25 protein-coding genes are annotated in these 22,511 nt (G+C 73.2%); 11 read left to right on the top strand and 14 right to left on the bottom strand.

From position 1 onward, the window contains the following. Positions 1-8: 8 nt before the first annotated feature. A complete protein-coding gene (locus HGAM_RS12005; protein ID WP_019145745.1) occupies positions 9-791 on the bottom strand; it encodes a phosphoadenylyl-sulfate reductase in 783 nt (260 codons plus the stop codon). A 129-nt stretch (positions 792-920) separates the two neighbouring features. Here HGAM_RS12005 and HGAM_RS12000 point away from each other — a divergent pair, with 129 nt between their 5' ends. Together HGAM_RS12000 and HGAM_RS11995 are read left to right on the top strand one after the other, a co-directional pair. Continuing rightward, positions 921-1,544 (top strand): L-threonylcarbamoyladenylate synthase, encoded by a 624-nt coding sequence (locus tag HGAM_RS12000; protein ID WP_020691568.1) that lies wholly within the window; start codon positions 921-923, stop codon positions 1,542-1,544. A 22-nt stretch (positions 1,545-1,566) separates the two neighbouring features. Next, entirely contained in the window at positions 1,567-2,016 is a 450-nt protein-coding gene (locus HGAM_RS11995) for a GNAT family N-acetyltransferase (protein ID WP_019145742.1), read from the top strand. A 1-nt stretch (position 2,017) separates the two neighbouring features. Here the strand turns inward: HGAM_RS11995 and HGAM_RS19095 are convergent, their stop codons facing one another. From HGAM_RS19095 to HGAM_RS11970, 5 genes are all read right to left on the bottom strand, one after another. After that, positions 2,018-2,515: a universal stress protein gene (locus HGAM_RS19095; protein ID WP_019145741.1), complete on the bottom strand. Its 498-nt coding sequence runs from the start codon at positions 2,513-2,515 to the stop codon at positions 2,018-2,020. Between the two features lie 71 nt (positions 2,516-2,586). Next, complete coding sequence (locus HGAM_RS11985) at positions 2,587-3,246, bottom strand: maleylpyruvate isomerase N-terminal domain-containing protein (RefSeq protein WP_019145740.1); 660 nt, start codon at positions 3,244-3,246, stop codon at positions 2,587-2,589. Next, a complete protein-coding gene (locus tag HGAM_RS11980) occupies positions 3,246-4,160 on the bottom strand; it encodes a DNA-3-methyladenine glycosylase family protein (protein ID WP_019145739.1) in 915 nt (304 codons plus the stop codon). The genes HGAM_RS11985 and HGAM_RS11980 overlap by 1 nt, the downstream gene beginning before the upstream one ends. A 34-nt stretch (positions 4,161-4,194) precedes the next feature. Continuing rightward, entirely contained in the window at positions 4,195-4,761 is a 567-nt protein-coding gene (locus HGAM_RS11975) for a DnaJ family domain-containing protein (RefSeq protein WP_019145738.1), read from the bottom strand. Positions 4,762-4,822: 61 nt separating this feature from the next. Then, positions 4,823-5,173 carry a DUF1304 domain-containing protein gene (locus tag HGAM_RS11970; RefSeq protein WP_019145737.1) on the bottom strand — a complete coding sequence of 117 codons (351 nt, stop codon included), beginning with the start codon at positions 5,171-5,173 and terminating at the stop codon, positions 4,823-4,825. A 108-nt stretch (positions 5,174-5,281) separates the two neighbouring features. Between HGAM_RS11970 and HGAM_RS11965 the strand changes: the two genes are divergently transcribed. Next, positions 5,282-5,950 carry a hypothetical protein gene (locus HGAM_RS11965; RefSeq protein WP_019145736.1) on the top strand — a complete coding sequence of 223 codons (669 nt, stop codon included), beginning with the start codon at positions 5,282-5,284 and terminating at the stop codon, positions 5,948-5,950. Here the strand turns inward: HGAM_RS11965 and HGAM_RS19090 are convergent. Next, the gene (locus HGAM_RS19090; protein WP_147543678.1) at positions 5,947-8,103 is read right to left on the bottom strand and encodes a zinc-dependent metalloprotease family protein; all 2,157 of its coding nucleotides are present in this window, start codon (positions 8,101-8,103) and stop codon (positions 5,947-5,949) included. The two genes, HGAM_RS11965 and HGAM_RS19090, sit on opposite strands and share 4 nt — an antisense overlap. 127 nt (positions 8,104-8,230) lie before the next feature. On the opposite strand from HGAM_RS19090, the gene HGAM_RS11955 reads away from it, so the two are divergent. Continuing rightward, complete coding sequence (locus HGAM_RS11955; protein ID WP_019145734.1) at positions 8,231-8,872, top strand: MSMEG_1061 family FMN-dependent PPOX-type flavoprotein; 642 nt, start codon at positions 8,231-8,233, stop codon at positions 8,870-8,872. 10 nt (positions 8,873-8,882) lie between these two features. Here the strand turns inward: HGAM_RS11955 and HGAM_RS11950 are convergent, their stop codons facing one another. The 5 genes from HGAM_RS11950 to HGAM_RS11930 form a co-directional block, all read right to left on the bottom strand. Continuing rightward, positions 8,883-9,272 (bottom strand): nuclear transport factor 2 family protein, encoded by a 390-nt coding sequence (locus HGAM_RS11950; RefSeq protein WP_019145733.1) that lies wholly within the window; start codon positions 9,270-9,272, stop codon positions 8,883-8,885. A 43-nt stretch (positions 9,273-9,315) separates the two neighbouring features. Next, entirely contained in the window at positions 9,316-10,200 is an 885-nt protein-coding gene (locus HGAM_RS19085) for an EamA family transporter (RefSeq protein WP_019145732.1), read from the bottom strand. After that, entirely contained in the window at positions 10,193-10,798 is a 606-nt protein-coding gene (locus tag HGAM_RS11940) for a helix-turn-helix domain-containing protein (protein ID WP_019145731.1), read from the bottom strand. The genes HGAM_RS19085 and HGAM_RS11940 overlap by 8 nt, the downstream gene beginning before the upstream one ends. 47 nt (positions 10,799-10,845) lie before the next feature. Continuing rightward, positions 10,846-11,142, bottom strand: coding sequence for a hypothetical protein (locus HGAM_RS11935; RefSeq protein WP_019145730.1), 297 nt, complete (start codon positions 11,140-11,142; stop codon positions 10,846-10,848). Between the two features lie 153 nt (positions 11,143-11,295). Then, the gene (locus tag HGAM_RS11930) at positions 11,296-13,674 is read right to left on the bottom strand and encodes an ATP-binding cassette domain-containing protein (RefSeq protein ID WP_019145729.1); all 2,379 of its coding nucleotides are present in this window, start codon (positions 13,672-13,674) and stop codon (positions 11,296-11,298) included. 211 nt (positions 13,675-13,885) lie between these two features. Between HGAM_RS11930 and HGAM_RS11925 the strand changes: the two genes are divergently transcribed. Next, positions 13,886-14,215 carry a hypothetical protein gene (locus HGAM_RS11925; RefSeq protein ID WP_019145728.1) on the top strand — a complete coding sequence of 110 codons (330 nt, stop codon included), beginning with the start codon at positions 13,886-13,888 and terminating at the stop codon, positions 14,213-14,215. Here HGAM_RS11925 and HGAM_RS19080 read toward each other — a convergent pair. Further along, positions 14,212-14,994 carry a siderophore-interacting protein gene (locus HGAM_RS19080; RefSeq protein ID WP_019145727.1) on the bottom strand — a complete coding sequence of 261 codons (783 nt, stop codon included), beginning with the start codon at positions 14,992-14,994 and terminating at the stop codon, positions 14,212-14,214. The two genes, HGAM_RS11925 and HGAM_RS19080, sit on opposite strands and share 4 nt — an antisense overlap. 259 nt (positions 14,995-15,253) lie before the next feature. Between HGAM_RS19080 and HGAM_RS19075 the strand changes: the two genes are divergently transcribed. The 3 genes from HGAM_RS19075 (at position 15,254) to HGAM_RS11905 (ending at position 19,137) form a co-directional block, all read left to right on the top strand. Continuing rightward, the gene (locus HGAM_RS19075) at positions 15,254-16,804 is read left to right on the top strand and encodes a M20/M25/M40 family metallo-hydrolase (protein WP_019145726.1); all 1,551 of its coding nucleotides are present in this window, start codon (positions 15,254-15,256) and stop codon (positions 16,802-16,804) included. A 93-nt stretch (positions 16,805-16,897) separates the two neighbouring features. Continuing rightward, positions 16,898-17,539, top strand: a complete 642-nt coding sequence (locus tag HGAM_RS11910) for an MBL fold metallo-hydrolase (RefSeq protein WP_019145725.1) — start codon at positions 16,898-16,900, stop codon at positions 17,537-17,539. A gap of 56 nt (positions 17,540-17,595) precedes the next feature. After that, positions 17,596-19,137, top strand: coding sequence for a UDP-N-acetylglucosamine 1-carboxyvinyltransferase (locus HGAM_RS11905; protein ID WP_038951784.1), 1,542 nt, complete (start codon positions 17,596-17,598; stop codon positions 19,135-19,137). A gap of 4 nt (positions 19,138-19,141) precedes the next feature. Here the strand turns inward: HGAM_RS11905 and HGAM_RS11900 are convergent, their stop codons facing one another. After that, a complete protein-coding gene (locus tag HGAM_RS11900) occupies positions 19,142-19,762 on the bottom strand; it encodes a CG0192-related protein (protein WP_019145723.1) in 621 nt (206 codons plus the stop codon). Positions 19,763-19,823: 61 nt separating this feature from the next. Here HGAM_RS11900 and HGAM_RS11895 point away from each other — a divergent pair, with 61 nt between their 5' ends. The 3 genes from HGAM_RS11895 to HGAM_RS11885 all read left to right on the top strand — a co-directional run bounded on the left by HGAM_RS11895 (position 19,824) and on the right by HGAM_RS11885 (position 22,456). After that, a complete protein-coding gene (locus HGAM_RS11895; RefSeq protein ID WP_019145722.1) occupies positions 19,824-20,615 on the top strand; it encodes a glycerophosphodiester phosphodiesterase family protein in 792 nt (263 codons plus the stop codon). Beyond that, positions 20,612-21,988 carry an MFS transporter gene (locus HGAM_RS11890; RefSeq protein WP_019145721.1) on the top strand — a complete coding sequence of 459 codons (1,377 nt, stop codon included), beginning with the start codon at positions 20,612-20,614 and terminating at the stop codon, positions 21,986-21,988. Before HGAM_RS11895 ends, HGAM_RS11890 begins: the two co-directional genes overlap by 4 nt. Before the next feature lie 90 nt (positions 21,989-22,078). Then, positions 22,079-22,456, top strand: coding sequence for an RNA polymerase-binding protein RbpA (locus tag HGAM_RS11885; protein WP_020691578.1), 378 nt, complete (start codon positions 22,079-22,081; stop codon positions 22,454-22,456). The last annotated feature ends 55 nt before the right edge of the window (positions 22,457-22,511 follow it).

Below are 22,511 nucleotides of genomic sequence, written 5' to 3'. Positions count from 1 at the left end.
CTCTCTCGTCAGGTGTGCAGGCCGCACTCGGTCTTGGCGAAGCCCGCCCAGCGTCCGGCGCGCGGGTCCTCGCCAGGCGCGACGCGACGCGTGCAGGGGGCGCAGCCGATCGACGGGTAGCCGTCGGCCATGAGCGGGTTGAGGATCACGTCGTGCTCGCCGGCGTAGGCGAGCAGCTCGTCGAACGTCCACCCCGCGAGCGGGTTGATCTTCACGAGGTGGTTCTTCTCGTCCCAGGTCACCAGCGGCGTGTCGGCCCGGGTCGGGCCCTCGTCGCGCCGCACGCCGGTGATCCACACCTCGTACTCGGCCAGCGTCCGCGTCAGGGGCTCGACCTTGCGCAGCGCGCAGCACAGGCCGGGGTCGCGCTCGTACAGGCGCGGGCCGTGCTCGGCGTCCTGCTCGGCGACCGTCTGGCGGGGCATCACGTCGACGATCGTCAGCTCCATGGCCGACTCGACCGCGTCGCGCGTGCCGGACGTCTCGGCGAAGTGGTAGCCGGTCTCCAGGAAGAGCGTGTCGACCCAGGGCAGGTGCCGGGCGACGACGTGGGGGAGGACGGCGTCCTGCATCGAGCAGGCCACGGCGGTGCGGTAGCCGAACTCCTCGGCGACCCAGGCGAGCACCTCGTCGGTGGTCGCGTCGGCGAGCCGCTGCGACGCCTCCTCGGCGATCGCGCGCAGGGTGGCGTTGTCGCGGCGCGGCGACAGGTCGCGGGCGTCGTGGTGCGCGGCGCGGGCGTCGTCGTGGGCGCGCTGGCGCTCACGCTGCTCGGCGAACGTGCTGGTCATGGTCGACCCCCTTCCGGACGGCTGCGTCAAGCCTAGGGTCGGTTCCGAGGGGTTCCGGAGGACATCCGCATGGCGGACGCGGCCCCGTGACGGGTGTCGGGACGGGACGCGTGACCGTACGCTCGGGGCATGGCCCGCTACCTGGACATCCATCCCGTGAACCCGCAGCAGCGAACGGTCGACCAGGCGGTGGGCATCCTGCGCGACGGTGGGCTCATCGCCTACCCGACGGACTCCGGCTACGCCCTCGGCGCCCAGCTCGGCGACAAGGACGCGATCGACCGCATCCGTGAGATCCGCAAGCTCGACGACAAGCACCACTTCACGCTGGTGTGCCGCGACTTCGCCCAGCTCGGGCAGTTCGTGCACGTCGACAACTCGATCTTCCGCGCGGTGAAGGCGGCGACGCCCGGGCCGTACACGTTCATCCTGCCGGCCACCCGCGAGGTGCCGCGCCGGCTGCTGCACCCCAAGAAGAAGACCGTGGGCGTGCGCATCCCCGACTACCCGATCGTCACCGCCCTGCTGGCGGAGCTCGGCGAGCCGATCCTGTCGACCACGCTCATCCTGCCCGGCGAGACCACGGCGATGACGACCGCGTGGGAGATCCAGGAGGCGCTGGACAACCAGGTCGACGCGATCGTCGACCCGGGCGACGAGGTCGTCGGCGAGCCGACCACGGTGGTCGACCTGTCCGAGGACGCGCCGCAAGTCGTCCGCGTCGGCGCGGGGGACCCGTCCCGCTTCGAGTGAGCTGCCCTGGCACGATCGTCGGGTGATCGTGCACGAACGTCCCTGGGACGACCCGGCCGGAGAGCGACTGCGTGCTGCGCAGCGCGTCGAGATGGCCGAGCGCTACGGCACCGACGACAGCGACCCGAGCACGCCGCCGACCGCGGCGGACGTGACCGTCTTCGTGGTGGCGCAGGACGACGCCGGCGAGCCGGTGGCCTGCGGTGCGCTGCGGACGATCGACGCCGAGCACGGCGAGCTCAAGCGGATGTTCGTCGACCCGGCCCATCGCGGCCGCGGGGCGTCGCGGGTCGTCCTGGCCGCCCTCGAGCAGAAGGCGCGCGACCTCGGCTGGACGCGCCTCGTGCTGGAGACGGGCACCCGCCAGCACGAGGCGGTCGGCCTCTACGAGTCGTCGGGCTACAACGCGATCGAGCCGTTCGGCCCGTACGTCGGCTCGGCGTGGTCGCTCTGCTACGCCAAGGAGCTGTAGCTCAGTCCTCGAACGTGCTGTCGAGGTGCATCTGGCGCTCGGCGCCGGCGACGTCGATCTGGCCGCGGACGACCACGACCGGGCACTGCGAGTGGCGCACGCACTGCTCGCTGACCGAGCCGAGCACGAGCCCCTTGAAGCCGCCGAGGCCGCGCGGGCCGACCACGAGCAGGTTGGCGCTCGACGAGGCGTCGATGAGCGTGTTGGCGGCCGAGCCGTGCGGCGCGTCCAGCTCGACCGGCACGTCGTCGAAGCGCGCCCGGAGCGCCGCCGTGTCCGACTCGAGCGCCTTGCGCACCGCGTCGCCGAAGTCCGAGAGCGGCGGCACGTAGCCACGCTCCCAGGTGTCCGGGCGCGGCGCGGTGGCCATCGTCCAGGACCGCAGGACCTTGACCGAGGCACCGGAGCGGCGCGCCAGGTCGAGGGCCCAGGTGAGGGCGTCGTCGGCGAACGACGAACCGTCGTGTCCGACCAGGATCAGGTGGCTGTCTGCGCTCATGGCCCGACTCTATCCAGCGTGCGTGCCGCGTCCTCGTGCACCGTTCGAGCGGGTGCGGTGGGCAACCAGGGTCAGCCGAGCAGCGGGAACAGCTCGGCGCGCGGGCCGAGCCAGGCGCGGTCGGCCTCGTCCAGCGGGGCGCGTCCGGTGCCTTTGAGGACGGCGGTGAGGTCGTCCCACCGGGCGGGGAGCGGGCCGCGGGCGAGCGCCTCAAGCACAGCGCGCACCTGGCCGAGCGCGGCGTCCGGCGGCGCCGGCGCGTCGGGCACGGCGACGGTCAGGTCGAGCAGGTGGACGGTCGCCTCGAGCACCAGCGTGTGCACGAAGTCGGCCGTGGTGAGCGCGTGCCCCTGGGTCGCGACCACGTCGGGCTCGGCGACGCGGCAGGCGTGCGCGGCGGCCCGGGACGTCTCGTCCCATTCGTCGACCAGCGTGGACGGGTCGGGGTACGCGGCGGCCGTCGCGCGGACGAACGCGACGTGGGCCGACGCCCCGTCGGTGTCCTGCGGGCGGAAGCCGCGCCAGTACGTCACCCGGTCGGTGTCGGGCAGCGCGTCCGCCGGGGTGTTCAGGGTGACCAGCGCCCGGCGGGCGTCCAGCAGCAGGTGGGCGAGCAGCTCGTGGACGGTCCACTCCGTCCGGGTGGGACGCGCCCACGTCTCGGGGCGACGCACCACCTGGCCGACGCGCTCGTAGACGTCGGCGAGCAGTCCGGCCCCGGGGTCGACCATCACAGCGCCCGGTAGTCGATGCGCGACATGCGGGGTCCGCGACGCGGGGCCCGGGCGATCGGGCTGAGCCCGAGCAGCCGGAAGACCCGCCACCGGTGCGGCCGCCAGGGTTCGAGGAACTGCTCGACCTCGTCCTCGGGCAGCGGGCGGCCGGTCAGCGGCACGCCGACGACGGCGGGCAGGTGGTAGTCGCCGATCGAGACGGCGTCGGGGTCGCCCAGCGCCCGCTGGCCGACCTCGGCGATCGTCCATACGCCGATGCCGCGGATGCTGCGCAGCCCGGCGTACAGCCTCGCCGGGTCGTCGGTGCCGAGCCGCTCGATGCTGGGCGCCAGCCGGGCCGCGGCCTGCAGGGTGCGGGCACGCTCGGGGCCGATGCCGGCGCGGTGGTAGTCCCAGGACGGGATCGACGCCCAGGTCTCGGCGGTCGGGAAGACGCGCATGCCCTGGGGAGAGGGGCCGGGGGCGGGATCGCCGAGCCGCGTCACCAGGCGGCGGAAGGACGCGAACGCGTCGAGCCCCACGACCTTCTGCTCGATGATCGCCGGCACCAGCGACTCCATGACCCGGTGCGTGGCCGGCACGCGCAGGCCGGGAAAGCGTCGGTGGGCGTCGGCCAGCAGCGGGTGGATCGGGTCGAAGCCGGCCGGGTCGTCGCGGGCGCCGAGCAGGTCGGGGACGCCGTCGAGCAGCTCGGCCGCGCCGGCGCCCCACGCCCGCACCCGCACACGGCGGGGGTCGAGCTGGACGAGCGCGTAGGTCACGGTGCCCGACGGCATGCGGCTGGTGCGCCACACGACGTCACCCTCGCGGCGCATGGTCGGGTCGCCCGGGCCGCGGCGCAGCGGCGCCAGCGTGCGCCACAGGTCGACGCCGAAGCCGAGCTCCACCACCGCGTCGACGTCAGCGCTCATGCCTCCAGCCTGACACGCGGGCCCGACACGGCCGTCAACGTCGCCACCAGCGGCGGCGGGGCGGGGGAGGCGGGGTGACCACGGCCTCGCGGGCCCGGCGCCGGGCGGCGCGGCGCTCGTGCCAGGCGGTCAGCTCGGCGTCGACGTCGCGCAGCGGCGTGACGACCGGGGGCCCGCCCAGCAGCTGGCGGCGGGCGTCGCGGACGCGCGCGTTGAAGTCGTCCAGGTGGGCGCGGACGGCCTGCTCGGTGGTCAGGGCGTCGAGCGCGGCCTCGAGGTCGGCGTCCTCCTTGCGCAGCCCGAGCGCGGGCGGCATCGCGCCGCTGACGTCCTCACGCTCGGCGAGCCGCTTGAGCCACCAGTCCGGGTCGTACGGCTGCTGCAGGGCGGGGATGGGCTTGCCCGCGTACTCGAGGTCGTCGAACTCGCCGCGGTCGATCGCCGCCTGCACCTGGGCCTCGACCCAGCGTCCGCGGTGCTGGGCCCGCAGCGACCGGCGCTTCTCGTCGTCGTCCTGCTCCTGCTGCCGCTCGTCGTCGCCCTGCGCCTCCTGCTCCAGGCGCAGGCGGTACTCGTGGAGCCGTCGGTCTCGCTCGGACATGCCACCTCCTGCATCGTCCACGGTAGCCAGGCGGACGAGGCGCGCACCCGGGCGCGGCGGCTCAGGCGAGGGCCAGGGCTCCGAGGGCCAGCGCGGCGGGCAGCGCCTGGACGACGAGGATGCGCCGGCTCGCCGTGGCCGCCCCGAACAGGCCGGCGACCAGCACGAAGACCAGGAAAAGCGCCTGGATCTCGACGTCGTCACGCAGCAGGCCGTACGCGAGGCCGGCGGCGAGGAAGCCGTTGTAGAGCCCCTGGTTGGCGGCGAGCGCCCGCGTGTCGATCGCGAACTGCTCCTCCAGGCCGAACGCGGCGCGTCCGCGGGGCGTGGTCCACAGGACCATCTCGAGCACCACGATGTAGACGTGGATCAGCGCCACGAGGGCGACGAGGACGGTGGCGACGACGGACACGGGGTTCTCCTTCAGCGGGACGCCGAGGAGCCTAGGCCCTCGCCGGTGGTGCGGGACAGGGGCGTCGATCGGCGGGCGGCGCGTCCGGGCCGGGCGTACGGTGGCGCGGTGACGGTGCTGCTGCTGCCGAGCCCTCTGCTCCCGGCCCTCGCCTACGAGCCGCTGGCGGAGGCGATGCGGCGTCGTGGTCGCGACGTGCGGCTGGCCGACGGCTCGGGCCCCCGTTCGGGCTGGCAGATGACCTCGCGCTGGGCCCGCGAGGCGCGGGACGCCAGCCTCGTCGTCGCCCACAGCAACGCCGGCTACCTGGCCCCGGCGGTCCGGGCCGCGGCCCGCTCGGACGCCGCGCTGGTGCTCGTGGACGCCGCGCTTCCGCCGGCGGACGGCCTCACCCGTCTCGCGCCACCCGACCTGCGCACCTGGCTCGGTTCCCTGCCCCTGGACGACGAGGGCTGCCTGCCGCCGTGGACCCGGTGGTGGGGCCGCGACGCCGTCCGGCGGGTGGTGCCGGCCCGGCTGCTCGACGAGCTCGACGCCGCCTGCCCGCGCGTGCCGCTCGGCTACCTCGACAGCGTCGCGGTGGCGCCGCGGGCGTGGAGCCGGCGTCGCAACGCCTACCTCGTCATGAGCCAGGCGTACGAGGACGAGGCGGGCTGGGCCGAGGTCCAGGGCTGGCCGGTGCGCCGCCTGGCCGGTACCCACCTGCACCACCTGTGGGAGCCGGACGTGGTCGCCCGCGCCGTGGACGACCTCGCCGGCTCCCTCGAGGCCGCCTAGGGCCGCACCACCAGGCTCAGCGTCGTGGCGTACGTCGCCGTGCCACTGACCACGCGGACCGCGATGCGCGCCGTTCCCGCCGCGACCGGGGTGCCGCTCAGCACGCCGTCCGAGGACAGGGTCAGCCCGGCCGGGACGCCGGTCGCGGTCCAGGTGTAGCTGCCGCTGCCGCCCGCGGCGAGGAGCGCGAACCGGTAGGCCGTGCCTACCTTGCCGGCTGTCGGGGACGGCGTGCGCAGCGTCACCGCCGGGTCCACGATCGTGAGCGTGAGGGTGCTCGTGCGTGTCTGCAGACCGCTGCGGACGGTGACCTCGACCGGGTAGGTGCCCGAGCGCTGCGGGACGCCGGTCACGAGCGCGCCCTTGAGGACGAGCCCGTCGGGCAGCCCGGACGCCGTCCAGGTGTACGGCGCCACGGCACCGCTCGCGCGCAGCGTCGTCGAGTACGACCGGCCCGTCGTCCCCTTGGCCGGGACCTGGACGGGGATGGTCAGCGGCGTCTGCACCAGGAACGTGCGCCAGCCGGGGAACGTCGCGGTGCGTCCGTCGGCGTCGGTCACCGTCGGGGTGACGGCGGCCGCCCGCATCGCCGCGGTCGGCGTGCCGGTGAGGCGCCCGTCGGCGCCGAACGTCAGCCACGCGACCTTCGGGACGCCGGTCCAGGTGTAGGGGGGAGTGCCGCCCGTGACGACCGGCTGCGACACCGCCTGGCCCACCACGCCCGACGGGACGGTCGTCGCCGTCGTGAGCGGCTGGCCGGTCGGCTCGCCGCGCAGCCGGACGCGGTAGGCGCCGGTCGAGCCGTACGAGGAGTAGCCGGGCCCGTCCGCACCGCGGACGGTCACGACGTGGGTGCCGGCCGGCAGGGTCGCGGTCGCGCCGAGACCCTGGGCGAGCGCGGCGTGGACGCGCGAGGTGCCGGGGTTCACGACCTGCACCGTCGAGCCGGACGCGTCGGTCACCGTCAGCTCGACGTCGAGGTTGCTCCACGCGGTGAGCGGCTCGGCGAAGACGTCCATCGGGGTCGCGGACGAGACGACGAAGCTGTCGGCGTCGTCCGGGCCGGTGACCAGCCCGGTGAGGCTGGTGCCCAGCCGCGTGGCCGCGGCCGGGTCGGTGGTGCCCGGGTGGTCGTCGGCGGCGACGCCGAGCTGGCGGCCGATGATCGCGGTGTCGTCCTGCTGGTTCGTGGCGGTGGCGTACTCGCCACGGCTCCACTGCGACACCGGCTGGTAGTAGCCGACGCCCATGATCGGCGCCCAGGGGTCGGTGCCGGTGTGGTAGCCGGCGTTGGCGTCGCCGTCGTGGAACAGGCCGAAGTTGTGCCCGGCCTCGTGCGAGGCGGCCTCGGCGATCGCCTTGGCCGAGCCGAGCGCCTCGGCGAACACCAGGGCGGGCTGGTACTGCACGCCGACGTGCTCGAACACGTTGACGTAGGCGATGCCGCCGCATCCGCACTCGGCCTGCATGCCGCTGCTCTTGCTGGTCACGACCACGCGGATGCCGTACTTGGTGTCCGTGCCGGCCGTGCGCGACAGCGCGGCGGTGCCCGGGTCCTGGGTCGTCACGTCGACGTCCCAGGCGGCGTAGTCGGCCGCGACCGACTCCCAGACGGCGGCGACGGCCGCGCGCTCGGCGTCGGTGAAGGTGCCCGGGACGCCGTTCGTGTCGTAGGCGCCCAGCGGGATCGAGGTGCGTCCGCGCGAGGTGTTCCACGCCGTGCCGCTGAGCGTGCGGCCACGGAAGTCGAGGTAGATGACCTTCGAGGCGCCCTTGCGCGAGTGCAGCGAGAACGCGTCCGCCGGCTTCACGCTGGCGTTGGCCACCGGCGTGGTGGGGGCGGTGACGACGGCCTCGGTGGGCAGCTCGTCGACGACGAACAGGCGTCCGCACTCGTCGAGCCAGAGGGCGTCGTCCTCGGCCGCCTCGTGCTGCAGCGTGCGGACGGGGATCTTGTTGAGGTCGGCGACGGTGGCGTCCGGCACCTCGGGCAGCGCGTCCTGGGCGGGCTGGGCCTCGTCGAGGAGGGGGCGGGTGCACGTCGCGGAGGCGGCCACGGCCGCGGGTCCGTCGACGGTGGTGGCGCCGGCTGCCAGCACCGCGGTGCTGATCAGGGCGGCGACGAGCAACGAGTGCGTCCTGCGGTGTGACATACGAGCTCCTGGGTCACGAGCGTCCCGCATCCGTGCAGGACGATGCCCGACCATCGGCAGGCCGGGACCGGACCTGAGGACATCGGAGCGTGCATCTGCCACGACCGTCCCGGCGTAGCCTGCGGCCATGGGAACGGACGAGCGCGGCTGGACGACGGTGGACTCCGACGAGGCGCTGACCGCGCTGCTGGGGGAGCCGGCGGCCCGCGCCCGCGGCAAGGTCCGCACCCGGCTGACCGACGCCGTCCGGGCGTGGCTGGCGGCGACACCGTTCTGCGTCCTGGCGACCTGTGGTGAGGACGGTGGCGACGCCTCGCCGAAGGGCGACCCGGCCGGACGCCTGGTGCACGTGCTCGACGACCGGACGATCGCGCTCGCGGAGCGGCCCGGCAACCGACGGGCCGACGGCTACCGGAACGTGCTGCAGGACCCGCGCGTCGGGCTGCTCTTCGTCATCCCGGGCCGCGGCGACACGCTGCGGGTCAACGGGCGGGCGCGGCTGGTCAGCGACGCGCCCTTCCTCGACGAGATGCACGTGCGGGGGAGCCGGCCGGTGCTGGCGATGGTCGTCGACGTCGAGGAGGTCTTCTTCCACTGCGCGAAGGCGTTCATGCGCTCACGCCTGTGGGAGCCGGAGACCTGGGACCCCGAGGCCCACGTGCCCCGCCGCGCGGTGCTGGCCTCGCAGCTGGAGCCGACCGGCCAGACGCTCGACGAGCTCGACCGCTACTACGACCCCGAGCAGTACGCCAAGGGCCTCTACGCCTGAGCCGGGCCGCTCAGGCGCGGGACTGCGCGTCGGCGACGATCGACGGGTAGCGCTCGGCCATCCGGCCGGCCAGCGCCTGGGCGGCCTTCAGCGGCCGCACCATCACCATGAGGTCGGTGATGCGTCCCTCGGAGTCCAGCGTGAGGAAGTCGCAGCCGGTCAGCTGCAGACCGTCCACCGTCGCCTCGAAGACGTAGGCGTGCTCCTGGCCGTCCTGGAGCTGGCGGACGTAGCGGAAGTCCTCGAACACCTCGACGACCGCGTGCAGGATCGCGCTCGTGATCGGCTTGCCGGGATACGGCGTGTGGGCCACCGGGCTGCGGAACACGACGTCGTCGGCGAGCAGCCGGTCGACGGCGTCCATGTCGTGGGCCTCGACGGCCTCGCGGAAGGTGGTCACGACGTCCTCCTGTGGTCGGGTCACGCCGAGGCTAGGGGAGAGGTCAGGTCAGGACGTCCTGGTCCGGTGTCACGGGCTCGCGCAGGCCGCCGCGCTGGGCCGCCGCCCCGGCGGTGACCACGAGCGCGACGCCGAGCACCTGCAGCGGTCCGGGCTGCTGGCCGAGCACGACGAGCCCGAGCAGGGCGCCGATGGCCGGCTCGAGGGCCATGAGGGTGCCGAAGGCGAGCGGCGTCATCCGCCGCAGGGCGAGCATCTCCAGCGCGAACGGCAGGCACGGCAGCAGCAGGGCCAGGCCCAGCGCGGTCGCGAGGATGCCGGGGGAGAGGTGGCCCGCGGCCTGCGGGACGCCGACGACCGCGGCGGTCAGCGCGGCGACCGGGATGGTGAACGCGAGCCCGTCGACGCCGTTGAAGCGGTCACCGACGTGCTGCGTCAGCAGGATGTAGCTGGCCCAGCCGACCGCGCCCAGGGCGGCGAACCCGACGCCGACCGGGTCGACGTCGCCGTGCCAGGGCTCGGTGAGCAGGACGACGCCGGCCAGTGCGAGCAGGGGGAGGGCCAGTCCGCGGCGGGTGCCGCTGCGCACGGCCGCGACGGTGAGCGGTCCGAGGAACTCGATCGCCACGGCGGTGCCCAGGTCGATCCGGTCGAGCGCGGCCAGGAACGACAGGGTCATGAGGCCGGTGGCGACGCCGAGCGCCAGCACGACGGGCACGTCGGCGCGGCGCAGCGTCCGGACCGACGGACGCACCAGCACCACGAACACCAGCGCGCCCATGGTCAGGCGCAGCCAGGCGGTCCCGGCGGGACCGACGTCGTCGATCAGCCCGACGGACAGCGCGGAGCCGAGCTGCACGGAGAACATCGCCAGCAGGGCCATCGACCACGGCGGGACCGCCAGGGGAGTGCGACGCAGGTCAGCCACGGGGGTCCCTGCTTCCCGGACGGGAGCCGACGCCGGGCTCCATGACGGTCAGCGCGAACCGGGCCGGTCCGTCGCCGCGGTGGGCGTAGGCGTGCTCCACGTCGCTGCGGAAGCTCATGGCGTCCCCGGTGGCCAGGACCGTCCGCTCGTCGCCGACGCGGATCTCGACCTCGCCCTCCAGGACGTGCACCAGCTCGGTGGTGCCGCGCGTGTGCGGCTCGCTCGTGTGCTCGTCACCGGGTCCCAGCGTCCAGTCCCACAGCTCCAGGACGTCCGGTGGCTCGGTGCCGGCCACCAGGACGCCGCGGCCGCCGTGCTCACCGGTCCACAGGGTCGCGCCCTCACCGGCGCGTGTCACCTGCGGGCCGGTGCGGTGCGGCGGCTCGACGAGCGAGGGGAGTCCGATGCCGAGCGCGTCGCTGAGCGCGAGCAGCGTGGCGACGCTCGGGTTCGTGGCGCCCTGCTCGACGTTGACCAGGGCGCGTCGGCTCAGGCCGGTCATCTCGGCGAGCCGGTCCAGCGTCCAGCCCTGCGCAGCGCGGGCATCGCGGACGCGGTCGCCGATCAGACGGGCGAGCTCGGTGGCGGAGGAGTCCATGAGTGCATCATAGTGCACTCTGATGCACTATGAGCAAGTGCCGGGGATCATGGCCGGGGGTTCACGCGCTGCCAGCGGCGCTCACCGCGACGGTGCCCGGTGGCGGACAGGCACCGCGGGCACACCGATGTCACGCGATCCGCCGCGTTGCCGGTGGCCGGTTGCGCCTCCTCGAACGGGACGCCGGCGAGCCGCGTCAGCTGGGCCCGGGCCAGCGGGACGCCGCACAGCGTCTGGTTCGTCCCGGACAGCCAGGCGTGCACCTCGCCGGCCGGGCTGCGGAAGCCGTCCGGGTCGGTCCACGAGCCGGTCGCCGCCGTCGCTGCACTGATCCGTCGCGCCATGCCGACGGCGTACCCACGAGGGACCCGTCCAGTCGCGGAGGAGCGCACGTCGTCCTGAATAGGTACGCGAGTTGACATAATGTGCATTATCGGACAACTGGACAAGTGAGGCGATCGCGGTGCTGTGCCGCTCCTGACGGACGTGTGACGGTCTCAGGCCTCGACGTAGGCGGCGAGGTGCTGACCGGTCAGCGTCGAGCGCTGGGCCACGAGGTCGGCAGGCTTGCCCTCGAACACGACGTGCCCGCCGTCGTGGCCGGCGCCCGGCCCGAGGTCGATGATCCAGTCGGCGTGCGCCATGACCGCCTGGTGGTGCTCGACGACGATCACCGACGTGCCGCCGTCCACGAGGCGGTCGAGCAGGCCGAGCAGCTGCTCGACGTCGGCCAGGTGCAGTCCGGTGGTCGGCTCGTCCAGCACCAGCACGCCGCTGCCCTCGCCCATCTGCACCGCGAGCTTGAGCCGTTGACGCTCGCCACCGGACAGCGTCGTCAGCGGCTGGCCCAGCGTCACGTACCCCAGGCCGACCCCCGCGAGGCGGTCGAGGATCTTCGCGGCGGCCGGCACGCGGGCCTCACCCTCGGCGAAGAACGCCGCCGCCTCGTCCACCGGCATGGCGAGCACCTCGGCGATGTTGCGACCGCCCAGGCGGAGCTCGAGCACCGAGGCCTGGAACCGGCGGCCCTCGCACTCCTCGCAGGGGGCGGCGACACCGGCCATCATCGCCAGGTCGGTGTAGACAACGCCGGCCCCGTTGCAGACCGGGCACGCGCCCTCGGAGTTGGCGCTGAACAGGCCCGGCTTGACGCCGTTCGCCTTCGCGAACGCCTTGCGCACCGGCTCGAGCAGGCCCGAGTAGGTCGCCGGGTTGCTGCGCCGGGACCCCTTGATCGCCCCCTGGTCGACGGCGACGACGTCGTCGCGGGACGCGATCGAGCCGTGGACGAGCGAGCTCTTGCCCGAGCCGGCCACACCGGTCACCACGACGAGCACGCCGAGCGGCACGTCGACGTCGACGTCGCGCAGGTTGTTGGCCGAGGCGCCGCGCACCTCGAGGACGCCGGTGGGCGTGCGCACCTCGTCCTTGAGCCGCGCCCGGTCGTCCAGGTGCCGGCCGGTGACGGTGTCGGCCTTGCGCAGCTCGTCGACCGTGCCCTGGAAGCAGATCTCTCCCCCGCCCGAGCCGGCCGAGGGACCCAGGTCGACGACGTGGTCGGCGATCGCGATGGTCTCCGGCTTGTGCTCGACGACCAGCACCGTGTTGCCCTTGTCGCGCAGCTGGCGCAACAGGGCATTCATGCGGTCGATGTCGTGCGGGTGCAGGCCCACCGTCGGCTCGTCGAAGACGTAGGTGACGTCGGTGAGCGACGAGCCGAGGTGGCGGATCATCTTGGTGCGCTGGGCCTCGCCGCCCGACAGCGTGCCGGCCGGCCGGTCGAGCGACAGGTAGCCCAGACCGATCTCGACGAACGAGTCGAGCAGGTGGCTCAGCCCGGCCAGCAGCGGTCCGACGGACGGCTCGTCCAGCTCACGCACCCAGGCGGCGAGGTCGGTGATCTGCATGGCGCACAGGTCGGCGATGTTCCGCCCGCGGATGCGCGACGAGAGCGCCTCCGGGCTGAGCCGGGTGCCCTGGCAGTCGGGGCACGTGGTGAACGTGATCGCGCGATCCACGAAGCGGCGCACGTGCGGCTGCATCGCCTCCACGTCCTTGGACAGGAAGGACTTGCGGATCTGCGGCACCAGACCCAGGTACGTGACGTTGATGCCGTCGACCTTGATCTTGGTGGCCTCGCGGTGCAGCAGGTCGTCCAGCTCGGTGGCGCTGTACTCCCCGACCGGCTTGTCGGGGTCGAACCAGCCGCAGCCGCGGTAGATGCGTCCGTACCAGCCGTCCATGCTGTAGCCGGGCACGGTGATCGCGCCCTCGTTCAGCGACTTGGAGGCGTCGAAGAGGGCCGTGAGGTCGAAGTCCTGGACGTGGCCGGTCCCTTCGCAGCGCGGGCACATGCCGCCCAGCCGGTGGAACGTCGCCTTCTCGGCCTTCGTGCGACCGCCCTTCTCGATGGTGATCGCGCCGCTGGCACGCACCGACGGGACGTTGAACGAGTACGCGTTCGGCGAGCCGATCTGCGGGTCGCCGAGCCGGCTGAACAGGATGCGCATCATCGCGTTGGCGTCGGTGGCGGTGCCGACGGTCGAGCGCGGGTTGGCGCCCATGCGCTCCTGGTCGACGATAATCGCCGTGGTCAGCCCCTCGAGCAGGTCGACCTCGGGCCGGGCGAGCGTGGGCATGAAGCCCTGCACGAACGCGCTGTACGTCTCGTTGATGAGCCGCTGGGACTCCGCCGCCACGGTGCCGAACACCAGCGAGCTCTTGCCCGAGCCGGAGACCCCGGTGAACACGGTCAGCCGCCGCTTGGGCAGGTCGAGGCTGACGTCGCGCAGGTTGTTGACCCGCGCCCCGCGCACCCGGATCAGGTCGTGGGTGTCGGCGGCGTGCGGCGCGGACGGGTCGGCGGTCTGGGTCATGGGCTGCCTCTCGGGAGCGGACGTCGCACGCATCCTGCCAGGCCCGGGTGACACCTCGGGCGTGAACGGGACGGTCCCACGGCTCAGGTCCGCTCCCGGACGTCCGATCGTCTCAGGAACGCGGAGCCGGCGTCGACGTCGGACCGGGCCGGTAAGGTCGACATGACGGCACCGCGACCAGCAGGTGTCCCGAGCGGAACGGACGAGCGACATGGACGAGGTGGACGAGCGCCGCGCGCGCAACACGGTCCGCTGGTCCTCCATGCTCGTCGACAACCTGCTGCAGCTCGAGCCCGGCGATCCCGACGTCGTCCACGTCGCGCAGGACCTCGTGTCCGCGCGGCGCGAGGTCGACGAGCTGTACGCCGCCCACCCGTCCGCGCCGTGGGCGCCGACCGCCGTCGGTCTCCTGAGCACTGCCGCGGGCCGGGCCGAGGCGATCCTGCGCTCGCGCCACGGCTTCACCGACGCCGACCTCGACCGGCTCGGCCTGCTGCCGCTGGTCGACGCCGGCGTGCCGGTGCTCGGCCACGAGGCCTAGCCGCGCGGCCGGCGCCAGTAGCCGGCGATGTCGCACGTCCCCCGCGCGAACCCGCGCTTCCGCGCCCAGACGCGCACCGGCTTGAGCACGCTGGCCTCCCCCGCGGCCCACAGGTACGTGGGCACGTCCGCCGGCAGGGCCAGCGACTCCAGGTGCCGGCCCAGGGTGCCGAGGTCGTAGTTCGGGTCGTCCTCGTGGAACCAGGTGAGGTCGACCCGCTCCCCCACGGCCAGCGGCTGCTCGTCGGCCGCGCCGGGCACCGCGACCGCCACCTGGGCGGACGTCGTGGGTCCGAGCTCCTCCAGCCAGCGGGCCACCGCCGGCAGCGCCGTGTGGTCGGCGAGCAGCACGTGGTGACCGAACGCGTCCGGCAGCAGGTAGGTCGGCCGCGGCCCGGTGATCCACACGTCGGTGCCGGGCTCGACCCGCTGGGCCCAGTCCGAGGCGAGGCCGCCCTCGTGCACCACGAAGTCGATCCAGACCTCGCCGGCCGCGTGGTCGATCCGGCGGATCGTGTACTCGCGCGTCTCCGGGAACGGCCGCGGCCAGTCCAGCCCCTTCTCCCCCACCGTCGGCAGCCGCACGCCGCCGTCCGCGTCGGGGAAGATGATCTTGACGTGCTCGTCCGGCGTGCGCGGCTCCAGCGCCGCCACCTCGTCGCCGCCCAGCACGAGCCGGACCATCCGCGGCGTCACCTGCTCGCGTCGCAGCAGCCGCAGCCCGTGCACCGAGTGCGGACGCTCCAGGTGCTCGGCGCGGGGTCCGTCGGGCGTGGTCACGGGCTTCCTCCAGGACGTCGTCGGGTGCGACCAGCAGGCTAGCCGCTGCGGTCCGGACGGCCCCTCGCGCCCGGTCCGTCGCCCCGCCGACAGACCCGCTCGGCGTTTGCGGACCGTTGCGGGTTCGGCGGGCTCTCGTTGCGCGCTGCATCCGTTCCGTGACTCCCCGGTGTGACCGGGCTTACGTTGCCAGGACAGTCGAGATCCAGGGGGGATCCACATGCGACGATCCATCGCCGTAGCCACGACCGTGGCAGTCATGGCCGCGTTGTCGGCCGGCACACCCGCCCTCGCCCACGGCGGCAAGGGCCATCAGGACCGCGAGCTGGGCACCAGGCTCGCCCGCGCGGTCACCGTCGACGGGGTGCTCAAGCACGCTCGCGCCTTCCAGCGCATCGCCGACCGCAACGAGGGCAACCGCGCGTCCGGCCTGCCGGGGTACGACGCCTCCGCCGACTACGTGGCCAACCGGCTCGAGCGGGCCGGCTACGAGGTCACCCGTCAGACCTTCACCTTCCCGTTCTGGCGCGACGTCGCGCCGCCGACGCTCGCGCAGACGGCCCCCGGATCGGTCGACTACGAGACCGGGTCGTTCACCTACTCCGGCAGCGGCGACGTCGCCGGCGCCGTCGTGCCGGTCGACCTGACGCTCCCGCCGACCCCGGAGCCCAGCAGCACGTCCGGCTGCGAGGCCGCCGACTTCACGCCGGCCCCCGCCGCCCCGACGGTCGCGCTCGTGCAGCGCGGGTCGTGCGACTTCGCGGTCAAGGTCGCGAACGCCGTGGCCGCGGGCTACGACGCGGTGATCATCTTCAACGAGGGCCAGCCCGGACGCACCGACCTGACGACCGGCACGCTCGGCGCCCCGGTGACGGTGCCCGTCGTCGGGCTGTCGTTCGCCGACGGCTCGGCCCTGGCGCAGACCGCCGGCGCCCAGGTGCGCGTGACGACGCAGACCGAGACCGACCTCGAGCGCGAGACCGAGAACATCATCGCGGACCTGCCGGCCCGTCACCAGGGTCACGGCAAGTCCCAGGGCAAGGGCAAGAAGCCGCGTCTCGCCGAGGACGAGGTCGTCGTCGTGGGCGCCCACCTGGACAGCGTCACCGAGGGCCCGGGCATCAACGACAACGGCTCCGGCTCGGGCACGGTGCTCGAGATCGCCGAGGAGCTGTCCGACCAGGGCTTCCGCGACCTGCGCCGCCCGGTGCGGTTCGCCTTCTGGGGCGCTGAGGAGGCCGGCCTGCTCGGCTCGGAGCACTACGTGGCGTCGCTGAGCCCGGACGAGCTGGCGTCCATCCACGCCAACCTCAACTTCGACATGCTGGGCTCGCCCAACTACGTCCGCTTCGTCTACGACGGCGACGGGTCGGAGGGCGGCGAGGCCGGACCGGAGGGCTCGGCGCAGATCGAGGAGGTCTTCACCGACTACTTCGACCGGCGTGGCCTGGCGTCCGAGCCGACCGACTTCGACGGGCGGTCCGACTACGGCCCGTTCATCGCGGCCGGCATCCCGGCGGGCGGCCTGTTCAGCGGTGCCGAGGGCGTGAAGACGCCCGAGCAGGCGGCGGTCTACGGCGGCACGGCCGGCGAGGCGTACGACTCCTGCTACCACGCCGCGTGCGACGACCTGTCGAACCTGAGCAACCGGGCGCTGTCCGAGCTCGGGGACGCCGCGGCCTTCGCCACCGGCACGCTGCTGACGTCGCGTGACGGCTTCAGCCGCGACGACCGCCCGCGCGGTCACCACGGCACGAAGAAGCACCACGACCGCACGTGGCGCTCGGCCGAGCACGGCCCGCGGCGCTGACCGCACGCACCACCGATCGTCCGGCCCCGGGTCCGCCCGGGGCCGGACGCGCGTGCGGGTGCCGGGCGTGGACGGCCGGGGCATGATGGCCGCATGCGTCTCACCCGTCACGGTCATGCCTGTCTGCTGGTCGAGACCGGCGAGGCCCGTGTGCTCGTCGATCCCGGCGTCTTCAGCCCGGACGCCGCGTTCGCCCTGACTGGTCTGGACGCCGTCGTCGTCACCCACCAGCACCCCGACCACGTCGACCACGACCGGCTGCCCGGGCTGCTCGCGCTGAACCCCGACGCCGTGCTCCTGGCCGAGCCGCAGACGCAGCAGGCGCTCGGCGACGCGTGGTCGCCCACGGCCGACGGCCGTTCCGTGACCGTGAAGGACGTGACGCTGACCGGTGTCGGCGAGCAGCACGCGGTCATCGCCCCGCAGCTCCCCCGCGTCGGCAACGTCGGCGTCCTGGTGTCCTCCCCCGGCGAGCCGACGCTGCTCCACCCGGGCGACTCCTACGCGGTCGCGCCCGACGGCGTCGACGTGCTCGCGCTGCCGCTGAGCGCGCCGTGGACGAAGGTGGCCGAGACGATCGACTTCCTGCAGCGCGTGTCGCCGCGCGTCTTCCTGCCGGTGCACGACGCGACGATCGCCCCGGCGGCGTACGACATCTACTGGGGTCACACCGCTAACCTGGGCGGGGTGGCGGACGCCCGCCGGCTCGGTCCGGACGAGTCCACCGAGGTGTGACGCGCCAGACAGCGCGGTGGCTGGACTTATCTCATGACTGAGATACGGTGGTGGCCATGGATAACTCCGGGGACAACGATTATCTCATGAGGATCGGCTCGCTCATCCGCGACGCCCGCCAGCACAGCGGCCTCACCCAGGCTCAGCTCGCCGCCGAGCTGAAGACCAGCCAGAGCGCCATCAACCGCATCGAGAAGGGTCAGCAGAACCTGACCCTGGACATGCTCGCCCGCATCGGCGCCGCGCTCGACTCCGAGCTGGTCAGCGTCGGCACCTCCGGTCCCAGCCACCTGCGCGTGGCCGGCGGCACGACCCTCTCGGGCGCCATCGACGTCAAGTCCAGCAAAAACGCCGGCGTCGCGCTGCTGTGCGCCGCGCTGCTGAACGAGGGCCGCACGGTCCTGCGCAAGGTCGCCCGCATCGAGGAGGTCAACCGCCTGCTCGAGGTGCTGGAGTCGATCGGCGTCAAGACCCGCTGGATGAACGACCAGAACGACCTCGAGCTGGTCGCGCCCGAGCGGCTCGACCTCGCCGCCATGGACGAGAACGCCGCTCGCCGCACCCGCAGCATCATCATGTTCCTCGGCCCGCTGATGCAGCGCTACGACGACTTCGAGCTGCCCTACGCCGGCGGCTGCGACCTCGGCACCCGCACCGTCGAGCCGCACATGACCGCGCTGCGCCCGTTCGGCCTCAAGGTCGTCGCCACCGAGGGCAGCTACCACGCCTCGACCGCGCAGGGCGTCGGTCCCGAGCGTCCGATCGTGCTCACCGAGCGCGGCGACACGGTCACCGAGAACGCGCTGCTGGCCGCGGCCCGCTACGACGGCACCACCGTCATCCGCAACGCGAGCCCCAACTACATGGTCCAGGACCTGTGCTTCTTCCTGACGAAGCTCGGCGTCCAGATCGAGGGCATCGGCACCACGACGCTGCGCGTCACGGGCAAGCCGCGGATCAACGTCGACGTCGACTACGCGCCGAGCGAGGACCCGATCGAGGCCATGAGCCTCATCGCGGCTGCGATCGTCACCAAGTCGAGCATCACCGTGCGCCGCGTGCCGATCGAGTTCATGGAGATCGAGCTCGCGCTGCTCGAGGAGATGGGCTTCCAGTACGACCGCTCCCCCGAGTACGCCGCCGAGAACGAGCGCACGCGCCTGGTCGACATCACGACCTACCCGTCGACGCTCAAGGCGCCGATCGACAAGATTCACCCGATGCCGTTCCCGGGCCTGAACATCGACAACCTGCCGTTCTTCGCGGTCATCGCCGCGACGGCGGAGGGCCAGACCCTGCTGCACGACTGGGTCTACGAGAACCGCGCCATCTACCTGACCGAGCTCAACAAGCTCGGCGCCCAGGTGAAGCTGCTCGACCCGCACCGCGTCCTCATCGAGGGCCCGACCCACTGGAGCGGCGCCGAGCTGGTCTGCCCACCCGCGCTGCGTCCGGCGGTCGTCATCCTCATCGCGATGCTCGCGGCCAAGGGCACCTCGGTGCTGCGCAGCGTGTACGTGATCAACCGCGGCTACGAGGACCTGGCGGAGCGGCTCAACGCGCTCGGCGCCAGCATCGAGACCTTCCGCGACATCTGAGCCGCTAGGCGAGGCTGGCGAGCAGCAGCTCGTCGCCCTCGTCGCGGCGCAGCCACAGCCCCGCCCCGGCGACGTCCTCGGACGTCGCGGGGCGGCGCTGCACCCGGAGCACGAGGTCGCCGAGGGCCACGGTCGTGGCGTCGTCGGAGTCCCGCGGCTCGGTCCGGGTGGTGGGCGGCACCGTCAGGTCCGGGGCGCCGTCGCCGCGGACGGTCGCTGAGTCGGTGAGCGGACGCGTGCCGTCCGGCGTCGCGAGCTCCTGGTCGGCCTCGCGGCCCGCCGTGACGATCGTCGAGACCAGCACCTGCAGGTGGACCGGGTCGGCGCACGCGTCGTAGACCCACCGCTCGCCCAGCACCGAGTGCTGCATCGTGCCGACCAGCCACTCCTCGGCGCCCTCGAGCGGCGCGCCGCGGTAGGTCAGCGGCACCTGGACGAGCGGTCCGTCGCCGCCGCGGAGGAGGAACGTCTCCATGCCCACCTCGCCGTCGGGGTCGTCGAACCGGAAGGTCGCGACCTTGTGCAGAGCGGTGGCGTCACCCCGCCACCAGGGACGGCCGGGCAGCCAGGCCGCCAGCAGGTCGAGCTTGCCCGGGGTCAGCGTCGCGTCGTGGATGAGCGCCATGGGCCCGAGCCTAGGCGTGGCGCGGGGCACGCGGCCCGGACCGTGCCCTAGCGTGACCTGCGTGACACTCCCCCGCGTCCACCCCTACCTCGACGTCGACGGACCGATCGCCTTCGCGCACCGCGGCGGCGCCTCGATGGCCGGCAACGAGGGGCTGGAGAACACCCTCGCCGCGCTGCAGCGCGCCGTCGACCTCGGCTACCGGTACCTGGAGACCGACGTCCGAGCCACCCAGGACGGCGTCGTGTACCTGTGCCACGACGCCGACCTGCTGCGCCTGGCCGGCGCCGAGCGCCCCATCGCGTCCATGCTGGAGGCCGAGCTGCGGGAGCTGCGCGTCGGCGACCACGAGCCCTTCGTCCGGCTCGAGGACGCGCTCGCGGCGTTCCCGCAGGCACGGTTCAACATCGACCTGAAGTCCGACGACGTCGTCGACCCCGCGCTGGCGCTGCTGGACCGGCTGCACGCGTACGACCGCGTGTGCCTGGGGTCGTTCTCGGTCGAGCGCATCCAGCGGGTCCGGACGGCCCGGCCGCAGGCGCTCACGTCGTTCGCCAGCCGCGAGGTGGCCGCGTTCGTGCTCGCGCCGACCCGCGGCTGGCGCGAGCGGGGCGTCCGCCGCGGCGCGCGCTGCCTGCAGGTGCCGCGCACGCGCGGCCCGCTCACCCTCGTCGGCCGTCGGTTCGTGGAGCGGGCGCACGCCGCCGGCTGCGTCGTCCACGTCTGGACGATCGACGACCCGGACGAGATGCACGCGCTGCTCGACCTCGGGGTCGACGGGATCGTGACCGACCGCCCCGACCTGCTCAAGGACGTCCTGCTCGAGCGGGGCCAGTGGAAGGACGCCGCATGACCACCCTGTCCCCCAAGCCGACGATCACCCGCGAGCAGCGGGCGTGGTTCTTCTACGACTGGGCCAACAGCGGCTACTGGACGACGACGGCCACCGTGCTGTTCTCGCCGTACCTCACGAGCGTCGCCGAGCAGGCGGCCTGCGGGTACGCCGGCACGTCGGACCGGCCCTGCCGCGAGGACGTCGACGTGCTGGGCTTCCTGAGCCTGTCGGCCGGCTCGCTGGTCTTCTACGTCATCACCTTCACGACGCTGCTGTCGGCGATCCTGCTGCCGATCGTCGGCGTCCTGGCCGACCGCACGGCGTCCAAGCGCAAGCTGCTCGCCGGCATCGGCTGGACCGGCAGCGTGTTCGCCGCCGCGATGTTCCTGGTGACCGGCTCGAGCTGGGAGCTGGGGGCCCTGCTGCTGATCGGCGCCAACCTGTGCTTCGCGTCCTCGATCGTGGTCTACGACGCGATCCTCGTCGACATCACGCCGCCGGACGACCGGGACCGCATCTCGTCCCGCGGCTGGGCGTTGGGCTACCTGGGCGGCGCGATCCTGCTGGCGATCAACCTGGCCGTCGTCACGATGCACGACGCCCTGGGCATGACCACCCAGGAGGCCGTCCGCGTCTCCATGCTGAGCGCCGCGATCTGGTGGGCCGGGTTCACGATCATCCCGTTCCGCGGCCTCAAGGACCACCCGCCGCGAGCGGTCGTCCACCCCGAGGCCGGCACCGTCACGGTGCGGGGCAGCTTCGTGCAGCTCTGGACGACGCTGCGCGGCCTGCGCGCGTACCCGCAGACGATGCTGTTCCTGGCCGCGTACCTGTTCTTCAACGACGGCATCCAGACGGTCATCTCGGCCTCGTCGGTCTACGGCGAGAAGGAGCTCGGCTTCGACACGAACGTCCTCATGGCCACGATCCTGCTCGTGCAGTTCGTCGCCTTCGGCGGGGCGCTGCTGTTCGGCCGGGTCGCCGAGCGCATCGGGGCCCGCCGGACGATCCTGGGTGGCCTGGCCGTGTGGATCCTCATCGTCTGTGCGGGCTACGTCCTGCCCGCGGGCCAGATCGTCCCGTTCCTGGTGATGGCCGCCGGCATCGGCCTGGTCATGGGCGGCACGCAGGCCCTGTCGCGCTCGTTCTTCAGCCAGCTCATCCCGGCCGGGCGCGAGGCGGAGTACTTCAGCCTGTACCAGGCGTGCGAGCGCGGCACGAGCTGGTTCGGCACCCTCGTGTTCGCCGTCGTGCACCAGGTGACCGGCTCCTACCGCCCGGCGATCCTGGCGCTCATCGTGTTCTTCGTCATCGGCGGCGCGCTGCTGCTCAAGGTCGATCCGCGTCGCGGAGTTCGGGAGGCGGGCAACGCCGAGCCTGCCGTACTGTGAAATCTCGGGGACACCTTCACCCCCTTCGGGGAATCTCGCGAGGCCCTCGGACGTTCATACATTCGTAACGGACGAAGGAGTGGATGACTCATGGCAGAGCGCGCACTACGGGGAGCGCGTCTCGGAACCCAGAGCTTCGAGGACGAGCGCGGCGTCGAGATGGCGCCCCGGCAGCAGATCGAGTACGTCCTGCCGGACGGCAGCACGTTCGCCGTCACGATGTCGGTCGAGGCCGAGGTTCCCGACGAGTGGGAGGACCCCAAGACCGGGGTCGTGGCCCGTCGCAAGGACGCCGGAGAGCCCGAGGCGAAGGACGAGAAGGCCGTCCGCACCCACTGGGACATGCTGCTCGAGCGTCGATCCGTCGACGAGCTCGAGGAGATCCTGACCGAGCGGCTGGAGATGCTGCGCGCCGGCGAGATCGGCCCGCCGCACCTGCACCGCGGCACCAAGAAGAAGCCCGCCTAGAGCGCGGCGGCGTCAGCTCTCCCCCGGCGACGCCGACCGTGCGCGAGACCCCGGC

The organism is Aeromicrobium massiliense JC14 (assembly GCF_000312105.1).
Classification (GTDB): Bacteria; Actinomycetota; Actinomycetes; order Propionibacteriales; family Nocardioidaceae; genus Aeromicrobium; species Aeromicrobium massiliense.
The sequence above is the reverse complement of the archived record's forward strand: the minus strand, read 5'-3'. Positions and strand labels throughout refer to the sequence as shown.